Source organism: Rhizobium rhizogenes NBRC 13257 (assembly GCF_000696095.1).
Classification (GTDB): Bacteria; Pseudomonadota; Alphaproteobacteria; order Rhizobiales; family Rhizobiaceae; genus Rhizobium; species Rhizobium rhizogenes.
Genome location: NZ_BAYX01000014.1, coordinates 133,117 through 149,544, shown reverse-complemented (window position 1 = coordinate 149,544; position 16,428 = coordinate 133,117). Strand labels below are relative to the sequence as shown.

Sequence of the window (16,428 nt, the reverse complement as noted above, 5' to 3'; positions counted from 1 at the left end):
CGTGCCTAACCCATTTATGTTGTCGGACTTTTACTCTATATAATGTCCTACCAATAGGAAATCAGGAGACCGCCAATGGTCGCAGCAACGGACATTCGCCCGGTCGAAGGCTTAGGCTCACTCAAGGTCGTCGACCCCATCTGGGACAGCATGCGCGAGGAAGCCCGCGCAGCCGCCGATCGGGATCCGCTTCTGGCCGCCTTCCTCTATTCCACGATCATCAATCATAGGTCGTTGGAGGAATGCGTCATCTATCGGATCTGCGAGCGTCTGGACCATCCGGACATGCAGGGCATTCTGCTGCGCCAGACTTTCGAGGAAATGCTGTCCGACTGGCCGGAATGGGGCTCGATCCTGCGTGTCGATATCCAGGCCATTTATGATCGCGATCCTGCCTGCCTGCGTTTTCTGGAGCCGGTCCTTTACTTCAAGGGTTTCCATGCGCTCCAGACCCATCGTCTGGCGCATTGGCTGCTCAATCGCGGCCGCCGCGATTTCGCGCTTTATCTGCAGAGCCGCTCTTCAAGCGTTTTCCAGACCGACATCAACCCGGCTGCGCGCATCGGCAAGGGCATCTTCCTCGATCACGCGACCGGTCTGGTCGTTGGCGAAACCGCTGTCATCGGCGACAATGTCTCGATCCTGCATGGCGTTACCCTTGGTGGCACCGGAAAGGAAGGCAGCGACCGTCACCCGAAGATCGCCCACGGCGTGCTGATCGGCGCTGGCGCGAAAATTCTCGGTAATATCCAGATCGGCCATTGCTCGCGCATCGCCGCGGGCTCGGTGGTGCTGAAGGAAGTGCCGCCGAAGACGACGGTCGCCGGCGTGCCGGCCAAGGTGGTTGGGGAAGCAGGCTGTTCTGAGCCCTCCCGCTCCATGGATCAGCTCCTTGCCGAAAAGATCATCGTCGACCAGATCATGGGCGCCGGAATCTAAGGAAAATCCTGTTTAACGTTCAGGATTTTGCGGCGCCGGCCAGAGTGGAAGGCGCGCTTCCGGTCTTTACACTGCCGCTTTTCCTATGCAAGAAGCGGCCAACCTGAGATTCCTCGCGGAGATAAATTGTGAAGCCTGACGAAATCAAGAAGCTCGACGCCTATTTCAAACGCACGTTCAACCCGCAGATGGTGGTCAAGGCCCGTCCGCGCAAGAACGATTCCGCGGAAGTCTATCTCGGTGAAGAGTTCCTGGGCGTTGTCTATATCGATGACGAAGACGGCGACCGTTCCTACAACTTCTCCATGGCAATCCTGGATATGGATCTCTAGTCCATACCTAGGTTTCCGATAGTGTACCGATCTCGCAGAGAGTCGCATTTTCATTGAAATGCGGCTCTTTTTTTGAGTAATCGCTCGAAAACAATCCAAATGCTCGTCATTTCGAACCGAATTCGGCGTGATTTTGGCTGGAGTCTGGATTTTTCCGGCAAGGAAGAATTTTTCTCCCAAAGCCTGCAGTTGCAACTTGCTTGATATATTTTAGCAAAATCAGAAGGATGCCCCGCGGTCTCCTCAGCCATTGCTGCGTCTCTGTCGGAAATGCAATCTTAAATAGATATTGCGACGCACAAGACTACTTGACTATTTGTGCGCTGCATTTAAGTTTTCCCTCGCTAGACCGACTATCGGCCAATCAGCAAAGGGACGGAGAAAACATGTTCAATTTCGATGAAGCCAATAAAAAGGGCAAGGAAGCGATCGACACGGCGCTGAAGAACTATACCGATGTCAACAAAGGCTTTCAGGCGATTGCCGCTGAAACCGCCGAATATTCCAAGAAGTCGTTCCAGGACGGCGTTTCTCATTTCGAGACGCTCGCTGGCGTCAAGAGCTTCGAAGCGGCTTTCGAGTTGCAGACCAGCTTCGTGAAGTCCTCTTATGAAAGCTTCGTCGCCGAGGCGACCAAGCTGGGCGAAATGTACGCCGATCTCGCCAAGTCCGCTTATAAGCCTTTCGAAGCGCCGATTGCCGCTGCCACGAAGGCTGCAGGCAAGGCTGCCTCTTCGGTTGCGCCTTCCGCATAAGCGTTTCGCTTATCGCTGGCAATTTCAGGAAAGACCGGTTGCGCGACGCGCGGCCGGTCTTTTACGTTTTCGATTATCGGTTTCGGTTGGACTGCGGCCACGACTTTTTTGATCATTGCCCGTTTTGGCAACGAATAGTGATTGCAGTGTTCGGCAGGGGGCTTAAAATCGCGCCAATATGAACTACGTTAGAGGTTCGGATATCCGGCCCGGCCGAGTCAGTTACCCAATCCAGTTTACCAAGTCGGAATGCGATAGCTTCTGCCGGATGATTTGAGGAATGAATGAAATGATCGCTGAGCCGATCCGGATGCAAAAAGACAGCGAAAGGAACGGGGATAACGGCAATCGCGGAACCTCGGTGATCACGCGCACCAAGGCTAAAACCAAGAAACCCAATCTCTACCGCGTGCTGCTTTTGAACGACGACTACACGCCCATGGAATTTGTGATCCACATCCTGGAGCGTTTCTTCCAAAAGGATCTCGAGAGTGCCACCCGCATTATGCTTCATGTCCACAACCACGGCGTCGGCGAATGCGGGATATTCACATATGAAGTAGCTGAAACGAAGGTAAGCCAGGTGATGGATTTTGCCCGGCAACACCAGCATCCGCTGCAATGTGTTATGGAAAAGAAGTGAGGATCTGAACGTGCCAACATTTTCGCCTAGTCTTGAGAAGGCGCTGCATCAGGCACTGACCTACGCGAATGAGCGGCATCACGAATATGCCACGCTGGAACATCTGCTATTGGCCTTGGTTGACGATGCCGATGCCGCAGCTGTCATGGGCGCGTGCAATGTTGATCTCGACGCGCTCCGTAAGACGCTGACTGAATACGTCGATAATGAACTTTCAAACCTGATCACTGGTTATGACGAGGACTCGAAGCCGACCTCCGGCTTCCAGCGCGTCATCCAGCGCGCCGTCATCCATGTCCAATCCTCGGGCCGTGAGGAAGTGACGGGCGCCAACGTTCTCGTCGCGATTTTCGCGGAACGGGAAAGCCATGCGGCCTTCTTCCTGCAGGAGCAGGAAATGACCCGCTACGACGCGGTCAACTACATTTCTCACGGCATCGGCAAGCGTCCAGGGGCCTCCCAGACCCGTACGCCGCGCGGCGCCGAAGATAGCGAATCGGAGAGCAAGCCGACCTCCCGCGGCGAGCAGGAGGAGAGCGGTAACAAGAAACAGCAGGATGCGCTGAAGGCCTATTGCGTTAATCTCAACGAGAAGGCCAAGAACGGCAAGATCGATCCGTTGATCGGTCGTCATTCGGAGGTTAACCGCACCATCCAGGTGCTGTGCCGCCGTTCGAAGAACAATCCGCTCTATGTCGGCGATCCCGGCGTCGGCAAGACGGCGATTGCCGAAGGTCTTGCCAAGCGCATCGTCGAGGGCAAGGTTCCGGAAGCCCTGGCCGATGCCACGATCTTTTCGCTCGACATGGGCACGCTGCTCGCCGGCACCCGTTATCGCGGCGATTTCGAAGAGCGGCTGAAGCAGGTCGTCAAGGAGTTGGAAGAATATCCCGGCGCCGTGCTGTTCATCGATGAGATCCATACCGTCATCGGTGCCGGCGCGACCTCCGGCGGCGCGATGGATGCGTCGAACTTGCTGAAGCCAGCCCTGTCTTCGGGTGCGATCCGCTGCATCGGTTCGACCACCTACAAGGAATATCGTCAGTTCTTCGAGAAGGACCGGGCACTCGTCCGCCGCTTCCAGAAGATCGACGTCAACGAGCCGAGCATCGAAGATGCCATCGAAATCATGAAGGGCCTGAAGCCCTATTTCGAAGAGTATCATCACCTGCGCTACACGAACGACGCCATCAAGTCGGCGGTCGAACTGTCGGCCCGTTATATCTCGGACCGTAAGCTGCCGGACAAGGCGATCGACGTCATCGACGAAACCGGTGCGGCGCAAATGCTGCTGCCACCGTCGAAGCGTCGCAAGCTGATCACCGAGAAGGAGATCGAGGTCACCATCGCGACGATGGCGCGCATTCCGGCGAAGACGGTTTCCAAGGACGACGAGATGGTCCTTGCCAATCTCGAACAGGAACTGCGCTCCGTCGTTTACGGTCAGGACACCGCGATCGAGGCTCTGTCGACGGCGATCAAGCTTGCTCGTGCGGGTCTGCGCGAACCGAACAAGCCGATCGGCTGCTACATCTTCTCGGGTCCCACGGGCGTCGGCAAGACGGAAGTCGCCAAGCAGCTTGCTTCGTCGCTCGGCGTCGAATTGCTGCGCTTCGACATGTCGGAATATATGGAGCGTCACACGGTTTCCCGTCTGCTCGGCGCACCTCCCGGCTATGTCGGCTTCGATCAGGGCGGGCTGCTGACCGACGGTGTCGACCAGCATCCGCACAGCGTCGTCCTGCTCGACGAAATCGAGAAGGCGCATCCGGATATCTTCAACATCCTGCTGCAGGTCATGGACCATGGCTCGCTGACCGACCACAACGGCAAGAAGATCGATTTCCGCAACGTCATCCTGATCATGACGACCAATGCGGGCGCATCGGAAATGGCCAAGGCTGCTATTGGCTTCGGCTCTGCCAAGCGCACGGGCGAGGATGAAGAGGCTCTCAACCGGCTCTTCACCCCGGAATTCCGCAACCGTCTGGATGCGACCATTCCGTTCGCGCCGCTGCCGACCGTCGTCATCCACAAGGTCGTGCAGAAGTTCATCATGCAGCTGGAAGCTCAGCTTTCCGAACGGAACGTTACCTTCGATCTGCACGAAGATGCGATCGCATGGCTGTCTGAAAAGGGCTACGATGAAAAGATGGGCGCCCGTCCGCTGGCGCGTGTCATCCAGGAAAACATCAAGAAGCCGCTGGCGAACGAAATCCTCTTCGGCAAGCTGAAGAAGGGTGGCGTCGTCACGGTCACCGTCGGCAAGAAGGAAGATGGCACGACCGGTATCGTGCTCGAATCCGTCGCCGAGACCGCGCGGATCCGGCCAAAGCCGGAGGCCGAGGTGGTCGATGCCGTAGTCGAAGTGGAAGAGGATGACGGCGATACCGTCAAGACCAGAAGCCGCGTCGGTAAGGCCGGCAGCACCTCTGAGGCTCGCCGCTCGCCGAAGACGACCGCACCTGCCAGCGATGTGCAGGAAGGCAAGTCGCCGCGCAAAGGCGGCACGGTACCAAAAGTGCCGCGCAAGTAGGCCGATCGACTGCTTGAGAAAACAGAACGGCTGCATTGGCAACAATGCAGCCGTTTTCATATGTTTATGTTGTATTTCTTATGAAGGAATTTAACAGCTGTAATCGTCTTCGGCTGAAATTCAGCCCAGAGCCTCGACGATCTTCTTGGCATTCTCCGCCAGGACCGCGCCATCTTCCATCTTGCCCGAATGCGGCTTCAGCGCGATGCCCTCGTGGCGCGGAATGACGTGGAAGTGCAAATGAAACACCGTTTGCCCGGCGGCCGGCTCGTTGAACTGGGCGATATAGACGCCATCGGCATCGAAAGCCTCCTGAACCGCGACGGCGACTTTCTGGACAGTCGTGATCAGATGCTGAAGGGCGGTCGGATCGGCGTCGAGCAGGTTGCGCGACGGGGATTTCGGGAGCACCAGCGTGTGGCCGGGCGACTGCGGCATGACATCCATGAGGGCGACTGTGTGCTCGTCCTCGTAGACACGGACAGAGGGAATTTCGCCCTTCAGGATCTTTGCGAAGATGTTGTTGGTGTCATAGGCCGGGCTGGTCATGAAGGGTCTCCTCGTCTTCCGATTATGGTTGTCTAGCTCTTTGTTTTTACGCAATCCTGGACGGAAAACCGCAGCACACTTTTCCTGGAATTGCCCTAGTTATCCTGCCGCTCGCCTTTGCGGAAGGGGCTGTGTTCCGTCAGGATCTCGCTCATCTCTTCCACCTGTTCGCGCTCCTGCTTGAGATAGTCGGCAACGGCGCGGCGCAGGCCCTGGTGGCCGATATAATGCGCCGAATGCGTTATGACCGGCAGATAGCCGCGGGCGAGCTTGTGTTCTCCCTGCGCGCCGGCCTCGACCCGATTCAGCCCTTTGCTAAGCGCGAAATCGATCGCCTGATGATAGCAGACCTCGAAATGCAGGAAGGGATGGTCCTCGATGCAGCCCCAATGCCGGCCATAGAGCGCGTCGCCGCCGATGAAATTGATGGCGCCGGCGACATAGCGGCCCTCGCGCTTGGCCATGACAAGCAGGATGTCATCGGCCATGCGCTCGCCGATCAGCGAATAGAATTTGCGGGTGAGGTAGGGCCGGCCCCATTTGCGGCTGCCGGTATCCATATAGAAGGTGAAGAACTGGTCCCAGATGCTTTCGGTCAGATCGCTGCCGGTCAGCCAGTCAATGCTGATGCCGCCCTCGAGAGCGGCGCGGCGTTCCTTTTTCAGTGCCTTGCGCTTGCGTGACGCCAGCGTGTCCAGAAAGGCATCGTGATTGGCGTAGCCATCATTGATGAAATGGAATTGCTGGTCGGTGCGGTGCAGATAGCCATCCGTCTCGAAGACGGAGATCTCGTCTTCCGGCAGGAAGGTGATGTGGGCGGAGGAGACGCCGATCTGCCGGGTCACTTCCTTCAGGCTTTCGGCCAGCGCCGGCTGGATCGCGGTGCGATCTTGACCTTCAGCCACCAGCAGCCGCGGGCCGGTGGCTGGCGTGAAGGGGATGGAGCATTGCAATTTTGGATAATAACGCCCGCCGGCCCGCTCGAAGGCATCGGCCCAGCCATGATCGAAGACATATTCGCCCTGGCTGTGGTTCTTGAGATAGCCGGGTACGGCGCCGATGAGCTCGCCGCTATCGGTCTCGAGCAGCAGATGGTTGCCAAGCCAGCCCGTCCTGTCGGTGGCGGAGCCGGACTCCTCCAGCGATGACAGGAAAGCATGCGAGACGAACGGGTTGTACGGCAGCAGCGTACCCGTTCTCGATGCTCCGGCGAGCCTGGACCAGCCCTCCGGAGCGATATTTTTGAAGGAACGTTCTACGCGAATGGATAATTCGTCTGTCATGAAATGAGGGCAGGGCTCTCCCTGGGATCAAAACCTTCGAAGGTCATCTGGTCTGCGTTGGCAAATGTGTGTTGACGGGCTGCTTCGTCGCGCACGGTCCAGGTGATAACCGGAATGCCGCGCTGGCGCTGCGCCGTGATGAATGGGTTCGGCAGATGGCCATAGAAATACGAGATGAAGTCTAGCCCAAGCTGCATGGCTTCGTCATGCTTAAAAAACGTCTCGGGCTGATTTCCCTCCGCCGTCAGGCCGACCGGGTAGGGCGCGTCGAGCGCCTTCAGGTCCTTGAGCAGCCAATGGTCGAAGCTCATCAGCGCCACATGGCCCTTATAACCTTCCAGCACCTCGAGCACGGTTTCTGCAAAGCCCTCATCGTCGCCTTCACGGCCTTTCAGTTCCAGCACCAGCGGCACCTTGCCGTCGCAGAGCCGCAGGAGCTGCTTCAGCGTCGGGATCTTGTCCTTGGTGCCGCCGATCGACAGCAGGCCGAGTTCGCCCGACGTGCGGTCGCGCACTTCGACGGGAAGATTACAGACGCGCTGCAGGTCGTCATCGTGAAAGACGACCGGGACGCCGTCCGAGGCATAGTGCAGATCGCATTCGATGGCAAAACCCGCCTCGATCGCCCGGGAGAAGGCCGATAGCGTGTTTTCCCAGACCTGCTTGTTCATGTCGTGATAGCCGCGATGGGCGACGGGACGTTCAGTCAGCCAGGCAATTTTGCTCATTATGCGATTTCCAGAATGGCATCGATCTCGACGGCGGCGTTCAGCGGCAGCGCGGCCATGCCGACGGCGGCGCGTGCGTGCTTGCCGGCCTCGCCGAGTACATTTGCCAGAAGATTAGAGGCGCCGTTGATCACAAGATGTTGTTCGACGAACTCGGGCACCGAAGCGACGAAGCCGTTCAGCTTGATCAGGCGCTTGATGCGGCTGAGATCGCCGTCCAGGGCGGCTTTCGCCTGGGCGAGGATATTGATGGCGCAAAGCTCAGCGGCGCGCTGGCCACCGGCAACGTCGACATCCTTGCCAAGATGGCCGGTAACGCCGACCTTGCCGTTTTCCGTCGGCAGCTGTCCCGAGAGATAAAGAAGGTTGCCGCTGATGACATAGGGAACATAATTCGCAGCCGGTGCAGCGGCTTGCGGCAGGACGATGCCAAGCTCCTTCAGACGACCCTCGATAGCGTTGGACATTTTCATCTCCCGTTTTGTTGTAAAACCTTCAAAAATCCGGCATCAAGATTAAATTCCCATATAAGGGACCGGCGGCCTCGTTTTAGCCGAAAGCGTTCTTATAACATCGCGTGCGAGTCCAACAGGAGATAATGAATGTTCCGCTCGAGTCTTGCCGCCGTTATTGTTTCGAGTTTGGGCATCGCATCTCTGGGCGCACCAGTAGCCTATGCGGCTGGTCCGAGCGGGCTGATCGCGCATCGCGCCGTCTACGATCTCGAACTCAAGGACGCCACCGATCGCTCCGGCATTGCCGGCATGTTCGGCCGCATGGTCTATGAGTTCGACGGTTCCGATTGCACCGGATTCACCACCAATTTCCGCTTCGTCACGCAGATCGACACGGGCGACACCACCCGCCTCAGCGACCAGCAGACCACGACGTTCGAGGATCTCGCCAAACGGACATTCCGCTTCGAGACCAAGTCCTACACCGACGATCAGCTCGACAAGGACGTGCGTGGCGCTGCGGCGGACGATCAGAAGGGCATCAAGGTCGACCTGACCCAGCCCAAGCCCAGGCAGATCGAACTCATTCAGAGCCGCTTCCCGACGGAGCACATGCTCGACATCATCCACAATGCCAAGCTGGGCAAAAACTTCTTTGAGGCCCAGGTTTTCGACGGTTCGGACGATGGCGACAAGCCGTTGCTCGCAACCACCGTCGTCGGCAAGTCGGAGACGCCGGCCACCGACGATCCCGATGCCGACAAGGCAGGCGTCTTTGCCAAGACACCGTTCTGGCCGGTGACGGTCGCCTATTTCAACGAGAAGTCCAAGGGCGACGCCATACCGGTCTACCGCATGTCGTTCAAACTCTATGAAAACGGTATCACCCGCGACCTCACCATGGACTACGGCGACTTCGTGCTCACCGGCAAACTTTCCAAGCTGGAAGTGCTCGACGCCAAGGCTTGCCAGTAAAGCGTCGGGCCAAAGCTGCCCAAATCGCTCTTTTTTCCGCCGTGCCCTTGCATTCCCGGTGAATCGAATGTATGGCCAGCCGCATTCCACACGTAAGGCATGGGATTGTCCGGGAGAAATCCGGATGGTTCCGCCCGGTGGCATTCTCGAAGAGGATGCTGTTCGCCTTGCGGAGGTTCAACCGGAAAAGGATACAAAGGCATGGCATTGCCCGATTTTTCTATGCGTCAGCTTCTGGAAGCTGGCGTTCACTTCGGCCACCAGACGCATCGCTGGAACCCGAAGATGAAGCCGTACATCTTCGGCGATCGTAACAACATCCACATCATCGACCTCGCCCAGACGGTTCCGTTGCTGAGCCGCGCTCTGCAGGTCGTCAGCGACACCGTTGCCCGTGGCGGCCGCGTTCTGTTCGTCGGCACCAAGCGTCAGGCCTCTGAACTGATCGCCGACAGCGCCAAGCGTTCGGCTCAGTACTACGTCAACGCTCGCTGGCTCGGCGGCATGATGACCAACTGGAAGACGATTTCGAACTCCATCCAGCGTCTGCGCAAGCTCGACGAAATCCTCAACGGCGACGCCCAGGGCTTCACCAAGAAGGAACGTCTGAACCTTGAGCGCGAGCGCGAAAAGCTGGACAAGGCTCTCGGCGGTATCCGCGATATGGGCGGCACTCCGGACCTGATGTTCATCATCGACACCAACAAGGAAAAGATCGCGATCGACGAAGCCAAGCGCCTCGGCATCCCGGTCGTCGCTATCATCGACTCGAACTGCGATCCGGACCTGATCGACTATCCGATCCCGGGCAACGACGACGCTTCGCGCGCCATCGCTCTCTACTGCGACCTGATCGCACGCGCTGCCATCGACGGCATCGCTCGCCAGCAGAGCGCATCCGGCCGCGACCTCGGCGCTTCCATCGAAGCTCCGGTCGAGCCGACCCTGGTCGAAGGCGGCACCGAAGCCTGATCACGCCCCGCGGCGGACAGACGCTTGTCCGCCCGAGCGTATTGACATCCGGGACAAGGCCGTTTGCGACTTCAAGGAGTTCGAGCGGCCTTGTTCTGTTTCAGGGAACGCATGGCCTGGGCGGTAGATCCAGGCATGTTCCAATCAAGAATTCCAGAGTATGACGCAGCTTCATAACGCTGTCATACTTACGGGTACATTTCGTCCCTCAAATCGGTGCCGCCTCGGCTCAAAGCCGCTTGCCGCACCGTATGAACCGACAAGAGGAAGCTTATGACCGAGATTACGGCTGCATTGGTGAAGGAACTGCGCGAAAAGTCTGGCGCAGGCATGATGGACTGCAAGAAGGCGCTTATCGAAACCAACGGCGATATCGAAGCCGCGATCGACTGGCTGCGCGCCAAGGGCATCTCCAAGGCCGACAAGAAGTCCGGCCGTACCGCCGCTGAAGGCTTGGTCGCCATTGCCGGCGCCGGTCACAAGGCCGTTGTCGTCGAGCTCAATTCCGAAACCGACTTTGTTGCCCGTAACGATGCCTTCCAGGAGCTCGTTCGCGGCATCGCCGAAGTCGCGCTGTCCACCGATGGCACGGTCGAAGCCATTTCGGCTGCGACCTATCCCGCATCCGGCAAGCCGGTCGCCGACACCATCAAGGACGCGATTGCAACCATCGGCGAGAACATGACGCTTCGTCGTGCGGCCAAGCTTGAAGTCGAGCACGGCGTCGTGGCGACCTACATCCACAATGCTGCCGGTGACGGTATCGGCAAGCTCGGCGTTCTGGTTGCCCTGAAGTCGGTTGGTGACAAGGCCGTTCTGACGTCGATCGGCCGCCAGGTTGCCATGCACATTGCTGCTACCAACCCGCTGGCTATCCGCGCCGAAGAAGTCGATGCCGCAGTCGCCGAGCGCGAACGCAACGTCTTCATCGAGCAGTCCCGCGAATCCGGAAAGCCGGAAGCCATCATCGAAAAAATGGTGGAAGGCCGCATGCGCAAGTTCTTCGAGGAAGTTGCTCTTCTCTCGCAGGCCTTCGTCATCAACCCGGACCTGACGGTCGGTGCTGCCATCAAGGAAGCTGAAAAGACCGCTGGCGCTGCGATCGAAGTCGTTGGCATGGCCCGTCTGCTCCTCGGCGAAGGCGTCGAGAAGGAAGAGGCCGACTTCGCTGCTGAAGTCGCTGCCGTGGCCAAGGGCTGATCATCGAATTCGTTTCGTCTGTTGACGAAACGAAACCATACCCCAGATAGGTGAAACCATATCCGGGAAAACCCGTGGGCATCGCGTGACAACGCGATGCCCTTCGTGTATCCGGCTTTCACAATCTTCCCCGCGATCACTTCAAGGAGCCATGATGACTCAGCCGATCTACAAGCGTGTATTGCTCAAGGCCTCCGGCGAAGCTCTGATGGGCAGCCAAGGGTTCGGTATCGACGTGACCGTCGCCGACCGGATTGCCTCCGATATTGCAGAGGCGCGCGCAATGGGCGTCGAAGTCGGCGTCGTTGTCGGTGGCGGCAACATTTTCCGTGGCGTCGCTGTGGCCTCCAAGGGCGGCGACCGTGTGACCGGCGATCACATGGGCATGCTTGGAACCATCATCAACGCCCTGGCGCTGGCGACCTCGCTGCGCAAGCTCGATATCGACACGGTGGTCCTCTCCGCCATTTCCATGCCGGAGATCTGTGAGAGCTTCTCGCAACGCGCCACGCTCTATCACCTCTCGCTTGGCCGTGTGGTGATCTTTGCCGGCGGCACCGGCAATCCATTTTTCACCACTGATTCAGCCGCTGCCCTGCGCGCCGCCGAAATGGGCGCCCAGGCGATCTTCAAGGGCACGCAGGTCGACGGCATCTATTCCGCCGATCCGAAGAAATTCCCGGATGCGACCCGCTTCGAGCAATTGACCCATAGCCAGGTGCTCGAAAAGGGCCTCGCCGTCATGGACGTTGCCGCTGTGGCGCTGGCACGGGAGAACTCCATTCCGATCATCGTCTTTTCCATCCATGAAAAGGGCGGCTTCGCGGAAATCTTGACCGGCGGCGGCCGCAAGACCATCGTATCAGACAATTGACGTTCCTGTGGCGCCGGACCTTCCCGGCGTCGCCTATTAGACGGGAGTATAAACATGAGTGAAGGCACTGACCTCAAGGAATTGAAGCGCCGCATGGACGGCGCCATTGCGGCATTCAAGAGCGACATCGCCTCGCTGCGCACCGGGCGTGCGTCCGCCAATATTCTCGACCCGGTGACGATTGAAGCCTACGGTTCGCGCATGCCGCTGAACCAGGTGGCCAATATCACGGTTCCCGAGCCGCGCATGCTGTCGGTCTCGGTTTGGGACAAGTCGATGGTCGGTGCCGTCGAGCGTGGGATCCGCGAATCCAATCTCGGTCTCAACCCGATTATCGACGGGCAGAACCTGCGAATTCCGTTGCCGGAACTCAACGAGGAGCGTCGCCGCTCTCTGGTGAAGGTCGCCCACGAATATGCCGAGAAGGCAAAGGTGGCGATTCGCCATGTTCGCCGTGATGGCATGGACGGTCTCAAAAAGGCCGAAAAGGACGGTGACATCGGTCAGGATGAGGGCCGCTCCTTGTCAGAGCGTGTGCAGAAGATGACGGATGAGACGATTTCGGACATCGACCGCTTGCTAGTCGACAAGGAAAAGGAAATCATGCAGGTCTGATTTCACGCTAGGGCATCGCGCTTTCGATCACGAGATATTGAAAGCGGCAAGGGTGCGCTAGATTAAGAGGCCAGAACCTTTCCCGCCGAACAAAACTGGACCCATATGTCACTTCCGACCTTCTCTGCCATACCCGAACACGTTGCCATCATCATGGATGGCAACGGGCGCTGGGCCAATGCACGCGGCCTGCCGCGAACCATGGGCCATCGTAAGGGCGTGGAGGCGGTGCGCGAGACCGTGCGGGCTGCCGGCGACATCGGCGTAAAATACCTGACCCTCTTTGCTTTTTCGTCGGAGAACTGGCGTCGACCGGAGACGGAGGTGAGCGATCTCCTCGGTCTGCTCAAGGCCTTCATCCGGCGAGACCTTGCCGAGCTGCATCGCCAGAATGTCCGCATCCGCGTGATCGGTGATCGCAACAATCTGCGCGGCGACATCCTGCCATTGTTGATCGAGGCGGAGGAGACCACCAGGGACAATACGGCCCTGACGCTGGTCATCGCCTTCAACTATGGCTCGCGCGATGAAATTTCCCGCGCCCTCGTCAGCCTCGCGAGGGACGTCGAGGCCGGGCGGCTGCGCCCGCAGGATATCAGCCCCGAACTGGTCGGCGCGCGATTGGATACGGCCGGAATTCCTGATCCCGATCTGATCATTCGCACCAGCGGTGAAGAGCGGTTGTCGAATTTCCTGCTCTGGCAGGCCGCCTATTCGGAATTCATGTTCATGCCGGAATACTGGCCTGACTTCAGCCGGGACCTTTTCTTCTCCGCGCTGGAAAAATATGCCGCGCGCGATCGGCGTTTTGGCGGTCTTTCCGCCAAGCAGGCGGCCGTGGGGTCCTGATGAGTCGCGAACTCCGGCTGCGCATTATCTCCGGCATCATTCTTGCCGCAATCGTTCTCGTCGCCACTTGGTACGGCGGGCTGAGCTTCCGCCTGCTGGCGGTGGCGATCGGTCTGCTCGTCTATTATGAGTGGTCGACAATATCGGATCTTCATGGCCGTGATCCGCAGGGCAATGCGCTTGCCTGGCTGGGTCTGGTGCTGATTTCCAGCTCAACGCTGATGGAAGAATCGGTCTACTCCATCGAGGTGCTGCTTGCTTTCGTTGCGGTGACAGCGATCATGGTCGCCATGCGTGGCAAAAGCTGGTGGCTGCCCGGCGGAATATTTTATGCCGGATTGACCGCCATCGCCCTTGCCGAGATCCGCGACGATGATCTGCGCGGCCTCGTGCTGATGCTGTTCATCTTCGCCACGGTATGGGCGACCGATATTTTCGCCTATTTTGTCGGCCGCGCCATCGGCGGACCAAAGCTTGCGCCACGCATATCGCCGGGCAAGACCTGGTCGGGCGCCATCGGCGGTGCAATCGCCGCCGTGATTGCCGGAACGGCGGTGGTCTGGAGCTATTTCTCCGCAGATGGTTTATGGATTCCGGTGCTCGCGCTGATCCTGTCGATTTGCAGCCAAATCGGCGATTTATTCGAGTCTTTCATGAAGCGCCGTTTCGGCGTCAAGGACTCCAGCCATCTGATTCCCGGCCATGGCGGCGTCATGGATCGGGTCGATGGACTAATTTTTGCTTGTTTTGCGGCGTTTATGTTGGCTATCGTGATATCGCTGACAATGAGCGGCGAGACCATGTCATTGGGCAGTGTCCTGCTCGGTGTATGAAATCAACGCGAACAGGATCAATACATGGGTAGCGTGGCAGGCATCATCGGCTTCTTGACGAACAACGTCATCACGTTTGTTTTCGTCCTGTCACTGCTCGTTTTCGTGCACGAGATGGGTCATTATCTGGTCGGGCGCTGGTCTGGCATCCGCATCATGGCCTTCTCGATCGGCTTTGGTCCCGAGATCGCCGGTTTCACCGACCGTCATGGCACGCGCTGGAAACTGTCGCTCATTCCGCTCGGCGGCTATGTCCGTTTCTTCGGTGATGAGGACGCTTCGAGCAAGACCGACACAGATCAGCTCGCGGCCATGACCGAGGAAGAGCGCGCCCAATCCTTCGCGGGTGCCAAGCTCTGGAAGCGCGCTGCAACCGTTGCCGCCGGCCCGATTGCTAATTTCATTCTCGCCATCGCAATTTTCGCCGTGCTGTTCGGCGCCTATGGCCGCACGGTTGCGGATCCCGTCGTTGCCATGGTCACGCGCGGCGGTGCCGCCGCCGAAGCAGGGATCGAGCCTGGCGACCGTCTCGTCGCCATCGACGGCAACAAGATCGCGACCTTCGATGAAGTGCAGCGCTATGTCGGCATGCGGCCCGGCCGCAATATCGTGCTGAGCGTCGAGCGCGATGGCCAGAAGCGAGATTTCAACATCATGCCGAAGCTTGCGGAAGACACGGATCAGTTCGGCAACAAGATGGAGATGGGCCGCATCGGTATCGCGCTCGTCGACCCACAGGTAACGGCGGTGGAGCCGGGCGGGCCGGCGGCACGGGCGGGCATACAGGCCGGCGACCGTTTGGTCGCGGTCGATGGCAACAATGTCGCGACCTATTACGATATCGTTCGCTATATCGGTGACCGCCCCGGCAAGAGCGTGGTCCTGACCGTCGAGCGTAATGGCCAGATCCGCGATTTTCCGATGGTGCCGGCGGCGCTGGCTGAGACCGATTCTTCCGGCAACAAGAAGGATGTTGGCAGCGTCGGCATTTCGCCGGTCGATCCGCTCGTGGCCACCATTGCGCAGGATAGTCCTGCCGCAGGCGCGGGTATCACGCTCGGAGATCGCATTCTTTCTGTGGATGGACGCGCCATCGGCTCCATCGGTGAGGTGCAGCGTTATGTTGCCTCCCGAGCGGACAAGGCAGTGGTATTGTCCGTCCAGCATGACGGCGTGACGCGGGACGTCAAAGTCACGCCCAAGATGGCCGCAGAACCTGATGCCTTCGGCAACGAGACGGAGACCGGCAGCATCGGAATCAGCGATGGACAGAAGCCTATCAAGCTGCGTTATCAGGCATACGGGCCGCTGCAGGCGCTCAGCGAAGGCGTGAAGCAGACTGGCAACATCATTTCCGGCACCTTTGAATATCTCGGCAATGTCATCGGCGGCTACATGAAGGCGGACCAGCTCGGCGGCCCGATTCGCGTGGCGCAACTCTCCGGTCAAATGGCAACTCTGGGCTTCTCCGCAGTGCTCCAATTCGCCGCCATACTTTCTGTTTCAATTGGTTTATTAAATTTGATGCCGGTCCCGGTACTTGATGGCGGCCATCTGATGTTCTATGCGATTGAAGCAGTAAGGGGAAAACCGCTAGGTGCCCGAGCGCAGGACATTGCTTTCCGGATTGGGTTCGCAATGGTTTTGTCACTCATGGTATTTGCGACATGGAACGACATCAGCTCCAGGATAGGCTGATGGGGGAGCAAGGGAAGAATTACGATTTATTTACGATGTTTCAAAGCTGTAGTGGCGAATGAGCCACGCTTTGAAATGAAGTAAACAGAAATTAACTTGCTCCCTTGCTTGTATGTCAAAAGCGGGTAAAACGACACACGTGGCCGGAATCGGGTTCTTCCCGGGGCTGGGGACGACTGAAAAAAGGTAAGA

General features: G+C 58.4%; 17 protein-coding genes. 13 read left to right on the top strand and 4 right to left on the bottom strand.

Features of this window, described 5'->3' with window-relative positions:
- The first annotated feature begins 75 nt into the window (after positions 1-75).
- From cysE to clpA, 5 genes are all read left to right on the top strand, one after another.
- On the top strand, positions 76-939 hold the full coding sequence (gene cysE, locus RRH01S_RS27245; RefSeq protein ID WP_007693393.1) for a serine O-acetyltransferase: 864 nt from the start codon (positions 76-78) through the stop codon (positions 937-939).
- Between the two features lie 128 nt (positions 940-1,067).
- The gene (locus RRH01S_RS27240) at positions 1,068-1,271 is read left to right on the top strand and encodes a DUF3126 family protein (protein ID WP_007693395.1); all 204 of its coding nucleotides are present in this window, start codon (positions 1,068-1,070) and stop codon (positions 1,269-1,271) included.
- 386 nt (positions 1,272-1,657) lie between these two features.
- Positions 1,658-2,026 carry a phasin family protein gene (locus RRH01S_RS27235; RefSeq protein ID WP_007693396.1) on the top strand — a complete coding sequence of 123 codons (369 nt, stop codon included), beginning with the start codon at positions 1,658-1,660 and terminating at the stop codon, positions 2,024-2,026.
- A 289-nt stretch (positions 2,027-2,315) separates the two neighbouring features.
- Positions 2,316-2,669 (top strand): ATP-dependent Clp protease adapter ClpS, encoded by a 354-nt coding sequence (gene clpS / locus RRH01S_RS27230; protein ID WP_007693397.1) that lies wholly within the window; start codon positions 2,316-2,318, stop codon positions 2,667-2,669.
- 10 nt (positions 2,670-2,679) lie between these two features.
- Positions 2,680-5,205 (top strand): ATP-dependent Clp protease ATP-binding subunit ClpA, encoded by a 2,526-nt coding sequence (gene clpA, locus RRH01S_RS27225; RefSeq protein ID WP_034518335.1) that lies wholly within the window; start codon positions 2,680-2,682, stop codon positions 5,203-5,205.
- 120 nt (positions 5,206-5,325) lie between these two features.
- Here the strand turns inward: clpA and RRH01S_RS27220 are convergent, their stop codons facing one another.
- From RRH01S_RS27220 to RRH01S_RS27205, 4 genes are all read right to left on the bottom strand, one after another.
- On the bottom strand, positions 5,326-5,754 hold the full coding sequence (locus tag RRH01S_RS27220; protein ID WP_012651355.1) for an HIT family protein: 429 nt from the start codon (positions 5,752-5,754) through the stop codon (positions 5,326-5,328).
- A gap of 95 nt (positions 5,755-5,849) precedes the next feature.
- A complete protein-coding gene (locus RRH01S_RS27215; protein ID WP_042475568.1) occupies positions 5,850-7,037 on the bottom strand; it encodes a GNAT family N-acetyltransferase in 1,188 nt (395 codons plus the stop codon).
- The gene (locus tag RRH01S_RS27210; protein ID WP_012651357.1) at positions 7,034-7,765 is read right to left on the bottom strand and encodes a glycerophosphodiester phosphodiesterase; all 732 of its coding nucleotides are present in this window, start codon (positions 7,763-7,765) and stop codon (positions 7,034-7,036) included. Before RRH01S_RS27210 ends, RRH01S_RS27215 begins: the two co-directional genes overlap by 4 nt.
- Positions 7,765-8,232 (bottom strand): RidA family protein, encoded by a 468-nt coding sequence (locus tag RRH01S_RS27205; RefSeq protein WP_041722504.1) that lies wholly within the window; start codon positions 8,230-8,232, stop codon positions 7,765-7,767. Before RRH01S_RS27205 ends, RRH01S_RS27210 begins: the two co-directional genes overlap by 1 nt.
- Positions 8,233-8,367: 135 nt before the next feature.
- Between RRH01S_RS27205 and RRH01S_RS27200 the strand changes: the two genes are divergently transcribed.
- The 8 genes from RRH01S_RS27200 (at position 8,368) to rseP (ending at position 16,236) form a co-directional block, all read left to right on the top strand.
- Positions 8,368-9,195, top strand: a complete 828-nt coding sequence (locus RRH01S_RS27200) for a cell envelope integrity EipB family protein (RefSeq protein WP_012651359.1) — start codon at positions 8,368-8,370, stop codon at positions 9,193-9,195.
- Positions 9,196-9,396: 201 nt separating this feature from the next.
- Complete coding sequence (gene rpsB / locus RRH01S_RS27195) at positions 9,397-10,167, top strand: 30S ribosomal protein S2 (RefSeq protein ID WP_007693406.1); 771 nt, start codon at positions 9,397-9,399, stop codon at positions 10,165-10,167.
- 273 nt (positions 10,168-10,440) lie between these two features.
- Positions 10,441-11,367: a translation elongation factor Ts gene (gene tsf / locus RRH01S_RS27190; protein WP_007693408.1), complete on the top strand. Its 927-nt coding sequence runs from the start codon at positions 10,441-10,443 to the stop codon at positions 11,365-11,367.
- Positions 11,368-11,518: 151 nt separating this feature from the next.
- Complete coding sequence (gene pyrH / locus RRH01S_RS27185) at positions 11,519-12,241, top strand: UMP kinase (RefSeq protein ID WP_034518329.1); 723 nt, start codon at positions 11,519-11,521, stop codon at positions 12,239-12,241.
- A gap of 54 nt (positions 12,242-12,295) precedes the next feature.
- The gene (frr, locus tag RRH01S_RS27180) at positions 12,296-12,856 is read left to right on the top strand and encodes a ribosome recycling factor (protein ID WP_007693413.1); all 561 of its coding nucleotides are present in this window, start codon (positions 12,296-12,298) and stop codon (positions 12,854-12,856) included.
- A 105-nt stretch (positions 12,857-12,961) separates the two neighbouring features.
- A complete protein-coding gene (locus RRH01S_RS27175; RefSeq protein ID WP_007693415.1) occupies positions 12,962-13,705 on the top strand; it encodes an isoprenyl transferase in 744 nt (247 codons plus the stop codon).
- Positions 13,705-14,538: a phosphatidate cytidylyltransferase gene (locus tag RRH01S_RS27170; RefSeq protein ID WP_042475563.1), complete on the top strand. Its 834-nt coding sequence runs from the start codon at positions 13,705-13,707 to the stop codon at positions 14,536-14,538. The genes RRH01S_RS27175 and RRH01S_RS27170 overlap by 1 nt, the downstream gene beginning before the upstream one ends.
- Before the next feature lie 24 nt (positions 14,539-14,562).
- Positions 14,563-16,236, top strand: a complete 1,674-nt coding sequence (gene rseP, locus RRH01S_RS35275) for an RIP metalloprotease RseP (RefSeq protein WP_012651361.1) — start codon at positions 14,563-14,565, stop codon at positions 16,234-16,236.
- The last annotated feature ends 192 nt before the right edge of the window (positions 16,237-16,428 follow it).

Coding starts and splice junctions, on each gene's coding strand:
- cysE (WP_007693393.1), top strand. CDS start 76: ATGGTCGCAGCAACGGACATTCGCCCGGTCGAAGGCTTAGGCTCACTC.
- RRH01S_RS27235 (WP_007693396.1), top strand. CDS start 1,658: ATGTTCAATTTCGATGAAGCCAATAAAAAGGGCAAGGAAGCGATCGAC.
- clpS (WP_007693397.1), top strand. CDS start 2,316: ATGATCGCTGAGCCGATCCGGATGCAAAAAGACAGCGAAAGGAACGGG.
- RRH01S_RS27220 (WP_012651355.1), bottom strand. CDS start 5,754: ATGACCAGCCCGGCCTATGACACCAACAACATCTTCGCAAAGATCCTG.
- RRH01S_RS27215 (WP_042475568.1), bottom strand. CDS start 7,037: ATGACAGACGAATTATCCATTCGCGTAGAACGTTCCTTCAAAAATATC.
- RRH01S_RS27210 (WP_012651357.1), bottom strand. CDS start 7,765: ATGAGCAAAATTGCCTGGCTGACTGAACGTCCCGTCGCCCATCGCGGC.
- RRH01S_RS27205 (WP_041722504.1), bottom strand. CDS start 8,232: ATGTCCAACGCTATCGAGGGTCGTCTGAAGGAGCTTGGCATCGTCCTG.
- RRH01S_RS27200 (WP_012651359.1), top strand. CDS start 8,368: ATGTTCCGCTCGAGTCTTGCCGCCGTTATTGTTTCGAGTTTGGGCATC.
- rpsB (WP_007693406.1), top strand. CDS start 9,397: ATGGCATTGCCCGATTTTTCTATGCGTCAGCTTCTGGAAGCTGGCGTT.
- tsf (WP_007693408.1), top strand. CDS start 10,441: ATGACCGAGATTACGGCTGCATTGGTGAAGGAACTGCGCGAAAAGTCT.
- pyrH (WP_034518329.1), top strand. CDS start 11,519: ATGATGACTCAGCCGATCTACAAGCGTGTATTGCTCAAGGCCTCCGGC.
- frr (WP_007693413.1), top strand. CDS start 12,296: ATGAGTGAAGGCACTGACCTCAAGGAATTGAAGCGCCGCATGGACGGC.
- RRH01S_RS27175 (WP_007693415.1), top strand. CDS start 12,962: ATGTCACTTCCGACCTTCTCTGCCATACCCGAACACGTTGCCATCATC.
- RRH01S_RS27170 (WP_042475563.1), top strand. CDS start 13,705: ATGAGTCGCGAACTCCGGCTGCGCATTATCTCCGGCATCATTCTTGCC.
- rseP (WP_012651361.1), top strand. CDS start 14,563: ATGGGTAGCGTGGCAGGCATCATCGGCTTCTTGACGAACAACGTCATC.